Annotated in this window: 8 protein-coding genes; 7 read left to right on the top strand and 1 reads right to left on the bottom strand. The window is 71.5% G+C overall.

Going from position 1 to position 8,700, the window contains the following annotated elements; translation table 11 throughout:
• Positions 1-69: 69 nt before the first annotated feature.
• Positions 70-978, bottom strand: coding sequence for a LysR family transcriptional regulator (locus tag AAHM41_RS36995; protein ID WP_342241641.1), 909 nt, complete (start codon positions 976-978; stop codon positions 70-72).
• A gap of 109 nt (positions 979-1,087) precedes the next feature.
• Here AAHM41_RS36995 and AAHM41_RS36990 point away from each other — a divergent pair, with 109 nt between their 5' ends.
• The 7 genes from AAHM41_RS36990 (at position 1,088) to AAHM41_RS36960 (ending at position 8,642) form a co-directional block, all read left to right on the top strand.
• Positions 1,088-2,377, top strand: a complete 1,290-nt coding sequence (locus tag AAHM41_RS36990; RefSeq protein ID WP_342241640.1) for a CitMHS family transporter — start codon at positions 1,088-1,090, stop codon at positions 2,375-2,377.
• A complete protein-coding gene (locus tag AAHM41_RS36985) occupies positions 2,378-3,703 on the top strand; it encodes an acyclic terpene utilization AtuA family protein (protein ID WP_342241639.1) in 1,326 nt (441 codons plus the stop codon).
• Entirely contained in the window at positions 3,703-4,017 is a 315-nt protein-coding gene (locus AAHM41_RS36980; protein ID WP_342241638.1) for an AtuA-related protein, read from the top strand. The genes AAHM41_RS36985 and AAHM41_RS36980 overlap by 1 nt, the downstream gene beginning before the upstream one ends.
• Positions 4,018-4,040: 23 nt before the next feature.
• Entirely contained in the window at positions 4,041-6,041 is a 2,001-nt protein-coding gene (locus tag AAHM41_RS36975) for an alpha/beta hydrolase domain-containing protein (RefSeq protein ID WP_342241637.1), read from the top strand.
• Positions 6,042-6,118: 77 nt separating this feature from the next.
• Positions 6,119-6,745, top strand: a complete 627-nt coding sequence (locus tag AAHM41_RS36970) for a LolA family protein (RefSeq protein WP_342241636.1) — start codon at positions 6,119-6,121, stop codon at positions 6,743-6,745.
• 3 nt (positions 6,746-6,748) lie between these two features.
• A complete protein-coding gene (locus tag AAHM41_RS36965) occupies positions 6,749-7,165 on the top strand; it encodes a GNAT family N-acetyltransferase (RefSeq protein WP_342241635.1) in 417 nt (138 codons plus the stop codon).
• Between the two features lie 586 nt (positions 7,166-7,751).
• The gene (locus AAHM41_RS36960) at positions 7,752-8,642 is read left to right on the top strand and encodes an MBL fold metallo-hydrolase (RefSeq protein ID WP_342241634.1); all 891 of its coding nucleotides are present in this window, start codon (positions 7,752-7,754) and stop codon (positions 8,640-8,642) included.
• Positions 8,643-8,700 lie beyond the last annotated feature (58 nt).

The following is an 8,700-nucleotide window of genomic DNA, read 5'->3' as shown; positions in this document are numbered from 1 at the left end:
CGCCCGTATAACCCCGCCCCCCCCGGGGCCCCCAACCCGGGCCCGCCCCCCCCCCGGGCCGGGGCCTTTTCATTCCCCGGTCGCGTTGCCGGAAGCGAGCACCGTGTCGCGGAAGGCGGCGGCGGCGGGCGACAGCGTCCGGCCGGCCCGGGTCAGCACGCCGATGTCGCGGGTCACCTCCGGCCCCTGCAGCAGGCGCGTGGTCAGCGCCGGATGGGCCAGCACCGGCAGGGTCAGCACCGGCAGCGCCGTCACCCCGAGCCCGGCCGCCACCAGCGCGCCGGCGGTGGCCAGATGCGACACCTCGAATTCCGGCTCCACCGCCACCCCGGCCTGGGCGAAGCCGCGGTCGGTCAGCGGGCGGACGCTGGTGATCCGCGACATGGCGACGAAGGGATAGGCCGCCAGGTCGGCCCAGGTGACGGCCGAAGCCCGCGCCAGCGGGTGGTCCTGGCGCAGGATGGCGACGAAGCGGTCCGACATGATCCGGGTGAACTCGACCTTGCCGTCGGGCGCCGGACGGCCGGCGATGCCGAGATCGGCCTCGCCCCTCAGCACCGCGCCGACCACGCCGTCGAGCAGCGTGTCGATGACGCCGACCGACACGCCCGGATGGCCGCGGCGGAACCGGTCGATCACCGGCGGCAGCAGCCCGGCCGTGACCGAGGGCAGCCCGGCCACCGCGACGCGGCCGCGGGCCGAGCGGAAATAGTCGCCGAGGTCGTCGAGGGAACTCCGCAGGTCGCCGATCAGCCGGCCGGCGATGGCGGCGAACTCCCGTCCCTGCGGCGTCGGCTCGACCGTCCTTGTGTTGCGGTCGAACAGGCGGACGCCGAGCCGCGTCTCAGCCCGCGCCACCGCCCGGCTGACCGCCGGCTGCGACATGCCCAGCGCCTCGGCCGCGGCGCGGAAGCTGCGCAGCCGGTCGACCTGCAGGAACACCTCGATCTCGAACAGCGACAGGTTGATGCGCTTCACGCATCAATCGATGACACAAATTCACTTCCGGTTCCACCGCCCGCCATGGCGTCCTGACGCCAGAGCGGTCGCCGCATGAAGGACGGCCGCCGCAACGGGAGGATGGCGGATGCTGGCGGCCCTGGGGTTCCTGACCATCGCGGTGTTCCTGGCGCTGATCCTCAGCGGCCGCGTCTCGGTGCTGGTGGCGCTGGTGCTGGTGCCGCTGGCCGGCGGCCTGCTCGGCGGCTTCGGCGCCGGCCTGGGCCCGATGATGCTGGACGGCGTCGTCAAGGTCGCGCCGGTCGGCATCATGATCATGTTCGCGGTGCTGTATTTCGGGCTGATGCTCGACACCGGCATCTTCGACCGGCCGGTCAAGTTCCTGCTGTCCCTGGTGCAGGGCGACCCGGTGCGGCTGTGCCTGATCACGGCGCTGCTGACCATGCTGGTCGCGCTGGACGGCGACGGCGCCACCACCTTCCTGATCACCGTCACGGCCCTGCTGCCGGTGCATCGCCGGCTGGGCCTGAACCCGCTGGTGCTGCCGGGCATCATCTGCCTGGCCGCCGGCGCCATGAATCTGCTGCCCTGGGGCGGGCCGACGGCGCGGGCGATGGCGGTCCTGAAGATCGATGCCGCGGCCCTGTTCAACCCGGTGATCCCGGCGATGGTCGCCGGCCTGGCCTGGGTGTTCGTCGCCGCCTGGCTGATCGGCCGCGGCGAGCGCAAGCGGCTGGGCATCGCCCATGGCGTCGACGCGGGGACGCTGGTCGAGCCGACCGAGGCCGAGCGGGCGGCGCGGCGGCCGCATCTGGCCTGGTTCAACGCCGCCCTGACCATCGCCCTGATCGTGGCCCTTTTGGCCGGGCTGTGGCCGCTGCCGGTGCTGTTCATCACCGCCTTCGCCATCGCCCTGCTGGTCAACTATCCGCGCTGGGAGCAGCAGCGCGAGCGGCTGGTGAAGCATGCCGACAGCGTCGTCACCGTCACCGCGATGATCTTCGCCGCCGGCATCTTCACCGGCATCCTGGGCGGCACCAAGATGATCGGCGCCATGGCCGAGGCGCTGGTGGCCATCGTGCCCCAGAGCCTGGCGCCGTACCTGTCGCAGATCGTGGCGGTGACCGGCATGCCGCTGAGCCTGGTGTTCACGCCGGACGCCTACTACTACGGCATCCTGCCGGTCTTCGCCGGCACCGCCGGGGCGCTGGGCCAGGACCCGCTGGCGATCGGCCGGGCCGCGATCCTGGGCCAGATGACCACCGGCTTCCCGCTGAGCCCGCTGACCGCCTCGACCTTCATCCTGGTCGGGCTGACCGGGGTGCAGCTCGGCGCCCATCAGCGCTTCATCTTCAAATGGGCCTTCGCCTCGACCCTCGTCATGACGGCCGTCGCCTGGGCCACGGGAGCCATCTGAATGCCGAAGGCGATGCGGATCGGGGCCGGCGCCGGTTTCGCCGGCGATAGGCTGGAGCCGGCGGCCGAGCTGGTGGCGCGCGGCAATCTCGACGCGCTGGTGTTCGAATGCCTGGCCGAGCGCACCATCGCTTTGGCCCATCGCCGCCGCCGGGCCGATCCCGATTCCGGCTTCGATCCGTTGCTGGAGCGCCGGCTGCGCCCCGTTCTGCCGGGCGTCGCCGCCCAGGGCATCCGGGTGCTGACCAATATGGGCGCCGCCGACCCTGAAGGCGCCGGCCGCCGGGCCGCCGCTTTGTGCCGCGAGCTGGGCGTGGCGCTGCGGATCGCGGTGGTGACCGGCGACGATGTGCTGGACCGGATCGACCCGGCCGCCCTTGCCCTCGAGGACGGCCGGCCGCTGGCCGCGCATGGCCATCTCGTCGCCGCCAACGCCTATCTCGGCGCCGATTCGATGCTGCCGGCGCTGGAGGCCGGGGCGCAGCTGGTGATCACCGGCCGGGTCGCCGACCCGTCGCTGTTCGTGGCGCCGCTGGCCTGGCGCTTCGGCTGGGCGCTGGACGATGCCGGCCGCATCGCCACCGCCACCCTGGCCGGGCATCTGCTGGAATGCGCCGGCCAGGTCACCGGCGGCTATTTCGCCGATGCCGATGGCAGCGACGCGCCCGGCCTGGCCGACCTCGGCTTCCCGATCGCCGAGGTGACGGCCGCGGGCGGTATCACCGTGACCAAGCTGCCGGGCAGCGGCGGCCGGGTCAGCCGCGCCACGGTGACCGAGCAGCTGCTGTACGAGGTCACCGACCCCGGCGCCTATGTCACGCCCGACGTGGTGCTGGACGTCACCGGCGTGTCGCTGGCCGAGCGGGGCAGGGACCGGGTCGCCGTCGCCGGGGCGCGCGGGAAGACAAGGCCGGAGTCGCTGAAGGTCAGCGTCGCCTATGAGGCGGGCTGGGAGGCGGAGGCCGGTATCTCCTATGGCGGCAGCGGCGCGGTCGAGCGCGGCCGGCGCGCTGCCGACATCGTGCGCGACCGGCTGGCCCGCCGCGGCGACATCACCGACCTGCGGCTCGACCTGGTCGGCGTCGATTCGCTGCTGCCGGGGCGGCTGCGGGGCGGGGCGCCCTCCGAGGTCCGGCTGCGGCTGTGCGCCCGCGCCGCCACCGCCGAGGCCGCGGGTGACGCGGCGCGCGAGGTCGAGAGCCTGTACACCAACGGCCCGGCGGCGGGGGGCGGCGTGCGCAGCGCCCTGCGCCCGGTGGTCGGCATCGTCTCGACCCTGATCGACCGGCGGGCCGTCAGCCCCGCGGTCGAGATCCTGGAGGCATGATGGTCCGCCTCGGACAGCTCGCCCATGCCCGCGCCGGCGACAAGGGCGACACCACCACGCTGAGCGTGATCGCCCGCGACCCGGCCGATTACGAGCGGCTGCGCCGTGCGGTGACGGCGGAGCGGGTGGAGGCGCATCTCTGCGGCGCCGTGGCCGGCCGCTTCACCCGCTTCGAGCTGCCCGGCCTGTCGGCCCTGCATTTCGTCGGCCGGGGCGTGCTGGGCAGCGGCGTCACCACCTCGCTGGCCCTGGACAGCCACGGCAAGTCGCTGTCCTCCGCCCTGCTCGACCTGGAGCTGCCCGAGAACAGCTGAACCAACACAACGGGGGAAGACGCATGAGGGGTTGCATCATCCGCGCCGCGGCGCTGTCCGTGCTGGTGCTCGGCCTGCCGGGCCTGGCCCAGGCCCGCCTCACCACGATGATCGTGGAGCGGCAGGAGGCGGCGGCCCCGGCGAAGCCCGGCGCCCCGGCCTATGAGATCCTGCGCGGCCGCTTCCGAGGCGAGCTGGACCCGGCGGATCCGGCCAATGCGATCATCACCGACCTGCGGCAGGCGCCGCGCAATGCCCGCGGCAAGGTCGAGTACGCCGCGACCTTCGCCATCGCCCTGCCGGCCGACCCGAAGCAGGCCAGCGGCGTGCTGGTCTATGACGTGCCGAACCGCGGCAATGGCGGCGTCGCCGCCGATCCGGACGGGCATATCCGCGTGGTCAGCGGCTGGCAGGGCGACATCCCGGCCACCGATGGGCTGCAGACCGCGGAGGTGCCGACAGCGGCCGGGCTGACCGGGCCGGCCTTCGCCCGCTTCATGAACATGGCGCCGGGAACCAAAAGCCTGCCGATCCTGGTCGGCTTCTCGCGCACCGGTCCCGGGCCGGTGCCGGCGACGCTGGACACCCGCCGGGCGCGGCTGTTCCGGCAATCGGCCGACGACCGGCCGGCGATCCCGGTCCCGCCGCGCGACTGGGCCTTCGGCAACTGCAGCGACAGCCCCTTCCCCGGCACGCCCGATCCCGGCTGGATCTGCCTGCGCCGCGGCTTCGACCCGCGCTTCGCCTATGGCCTGGCCTATACCGGCAAGGACCCGAAGGTGCTGGGCATCGGCTTCGCCGCCACCCGCGATCTCAACGCCTTCCTGCGCCACGCCACGGCGGATGAGGCCGGCACGCCCAACCCGGCAGCCGGGCTGGTGCGGTGGACGGTGGCGACCGGCACCTCGCAATCCGGCAACTTCCTGAAGAGCTTTCTCAATCTCGGCTTCAACGCCGACGAGCAGGGCCGGATCGTGTTCGACGGCCTGAACCCGAACATCGCCGCGCGCCAGCTGCCGATGAACATCCGCTTCGGCGTTCCCGGCGGCGCCGCCACGCTGTACGAGCTGGGCAGCGAGGGCACGCTGTGGTGGATTCGGTACGACGACCGGGCCCGTCGGCGCGGAACCTCGAGCCTGCTGGACCGCTGCGGGGCGACCGGCACCTGCCCGAAGATCATGGAGACCTTCGGCGCGGCGGAGCTGTGGGGCCTGCGCCTGTCGCCCGGGCTGGTCGGCACCGATGCGCGCCGCGACCTGGCGCTGCCGGCCAATGTCCGCCGCTACTACTTCCCCGGCGTGACCCATGGCGGGTCGGCGATCGGCGGCTTCTCGACCACCGGCGACCCCGCCTTCCCCGGCGCGCCCGCCTGCGTCCTGCCGGGCAACCCCAACCCCTCGTCGATGACCCTGCGGGCGCTGCGCCAGGCGCTGGTCGACTGGGTCCGGTCGGGCCGGGAGCCGCCGGCCAGCCGCTATCCGACCCTGGCCGCCGGCGACCTGGTCGACCCGAATGCGCGGGCGATGGGCTGGCCGGCGATCCCGGACGCGCCGCGCCCGGACGGCAAGCTGAACGTCTTCCTCGACTACGATGTCGGCCGCGGCTTCCGCTATCAGGATCTCAGCGGCGTGCCGGACTTCCTGCCGCCGCGGATCCGGCAGGCGCTGCCGTCGAAGGTGGTGCGCGTCGATGCCGACGGCAACGAGGTCGCGGGCGTGCCCTCGGTCCAGGCGCTGGTGCCGCTCGGCACCTACACCGGCTGGAACGTGCTGGCCCAGGGCTATGGCGCCGGCGGCGGCTGCTCTTTCCTCGGCGGCTTCATCCCCTTCGCCCGGACCAGGGCCGAGCGCATCGCCGCCCGCGACCCGCGCCCGTCGCTGCAGGAGCGCTACCGCAGCCATGCCGGCTTCGTGGCGCGGGTGAAGGCGGTGGCGGCGCAGCAGGTCGCCGCCGGCTGGCTGCTGCCGGACGACGCCGCGACCCTGGCGGCCCAGGCGGAGGCCAGCGACGTGCTGAAGGACTAGCGGCATGTCGTCACCGCCCTGGATATCCAGGGGTCAGCGCCCTACTTGGAACACAGACCCCGTGTATCCGGACGACCATGACCATCTTACGCTTCATCGCCGCGGCCCTGGCCGCGCTGCTGATCGCCGCCGGGCCGGCCACGGCCGCGGCGCAACCGGCCCAGCTGACCGCCCAGGACCGGGCGGACCTGCAGCGGGTCGAGCAGTATCTGGGCAGCCTGACCACGGTGAAGGCGGACTTCGTCCAGACCACCAACAACACCGACCTGTATCGCGGCCATTTCTACCTGAAGCGGCCGGGCAAGATGCGGCTCGAATACGAGCCGCCGATCGACTTCATGTACATCGCCGACGGCACCTGGCTGACCTATTACGACGCCGAGCTGCGGCAGCGGAAGGACGTGCCGCTGGGGTCGACCATCGCCGACTTCATCACCCGGGCGAACGTCAAGCTGTCGGGCGACGTCACCGTCGTCAAGGTCGGCCGCGGCAACAACCTGCTGAGCGTCCAGCTGGTGCAGACCGACAAGCCGGAGGACGGCAGCCTGACCCTGAACTTCACCGCCAACCCGATGATCCTGCAGAGCTGGGTGGCGGTGGACCAGCAGGGCACCGTCACCCAGGTCGACCTGACCGGCATCCAGCCCGGGGTGCAGCTGGACAACTCCCTGTTCGTCGTGCCGCGCCGCAAGGGAAACCGCTGAGCGGTGGCGGACCCGACGCCGGAATGGCCGACGCTGGAATGGCGCGGCCCCTTCGCCAATGACGAGCTGAACGCCCTGCATGCCGAATGTTTCGGGCATGCCATGCTGGACGACGACTGGTGGGGCCAGGTCAACCGCTTCAGCCTGGGCTGGGTGTGCCTGCGCCAGGCCGGACGGTTGGTCGGCTTCGTCAACGTCGCCTGGGACGGCGGCGTGCACGCCTTCCTGCTCGACACGGCGGTGACGCCGCCGCTGCAGCGCCAGGGGCACGCCACCCGGCTGGTCGCGGAGGCGATCGCGCAGTCCCGCGCCGCCGGCTGCGAATGGCTGCATGTCGATTTCGACCCGCATCTCCGCGGCTTCTACCGCGACGCCTGCGGCTTCGCGCCGACCGAGGCCGGGCTGGTCCGGCTGCGCTGACGCGGCCTGCCGGTCCGGCCTTGAGGTCGGCGATCCGGGCGGGATCGGCGACCTCGTCGATGGCCTCTTCGACCATGGCGACGACCGCGGCCCGGCGGCTGGCGCGCTCGGACCGGATCTCGGCCGGGCTGCCGGCCGGCAGGCCCGGGCGGCTGTTCTCGTAGCGCGGCTGGTCGCGGCGCCATTGCCGGACCAGGCCGAGGCCGCAGACGAGCCCGGCCACGACCGACGAGACCGGGCGGTCCTCGACCGGGTCGTCCTGGTCGCCATAGAGCTCGACGATCCCAGCGATCCATCCGCGCCAAACGCGATCAGCGGTCCAAGGCACCCCAGGACGCATCGCGCCAGACAAACTTCTTCTATAGGAGATTCAATTCTGCTATAGAAGAAACCTAACAGCACCGTTCGCCGGATCGGGAATGGACGGTGCCCGTCACAAGGACATCTGGCGCAGCGTGGAGCCGCCGAGGTTCAGCCATCTGGCTGCTGAGCTGAAAGATCGCGTCGCGATCGCCAAGTTGGATCCGGCCTCAACACAGCAATCACGATGGAGTGAACTGTGTCGCAATCTAAAGGCTTTGGTGTCATGACACGTCGCAACGACCCAGGAGCGGCCGGCGCTATCGCAGCGGGTACGGTCAAGAATACCTTCGCTGGTGACCGTCGCCTGAAAAGGACAGCGTCCGGCACGAATTTCGTGCGCTACGAATTTGACGACCTCGTGGTCGTCGCTCTCCGCGACGGCCATGTCGACATGCCGCCCAGCCGATTGCGTCAAGCGGGTGATCGTCCTTTTGGATCGGACATGCCGGCCGGGGTGAAACTGGTCGATGGGCACCTCCGCCTGTCAGTGAACGCCTTTCTGGTGATCGATCGTGACCAATATGTCCTGATCGATACGGGAGCGGCGAACGCGTGGCTGCCGACCATGGGCTCGCTGCTCGACGCGCTGGCCGAGGCGGGTGTGGCGCGTGAAAGCATCGGGACCGTCGCCCTCACCCACACGCATGAAGACCACGTCCACGGCCTGGTGGCCGCCGACGGCTCGGACGCCTTTCCCAATCTCCGGCGGCTCCTTGTGCCGCGGGAAGAAATCTCGAGGTTCGACGGGTACGAACGGCTTTCTCGATTTCGTCAGGCCCGCTTGCCGTTCGGGGATGGCTTCAAGCTGAGCGACAGCATCACTGCCGTTCAGGCACATGGCCATGAAGTCGGCCACACCGCATTCGACGTGTCGAGCGGAGGCGAGACTCTGTTGATCTGGGGGGATCTCGTACATGTGCCCTCGATCCAGTTCGAAAGGCCGGAGCTGACCTGGGAATACGACGCCAACCAGCAGCAGGCGCGCGTCACCCGCGCCAAGATGCTGGAGCGCGCGGCACAGCGCGGTGTGTCCGTCGCCGGCGCACACCTCGATTTTCCGGGCGTCGGTCATGTCGAGCGTGCCGGGCAAGCCTATCGGTTCCTGCCGCTCTGATCCTCGGCGTCGGTGCCTTGGCGCGGGCTCGCCCAGGAGTGACATGCGCTCGCCCCGT

Source organism: Inquilinus sp. OTU3971 (genome assembly GCF_038440215.1).
This window is presented reverse-complemented; position numbering and strand designations above follow the sequence as displayed.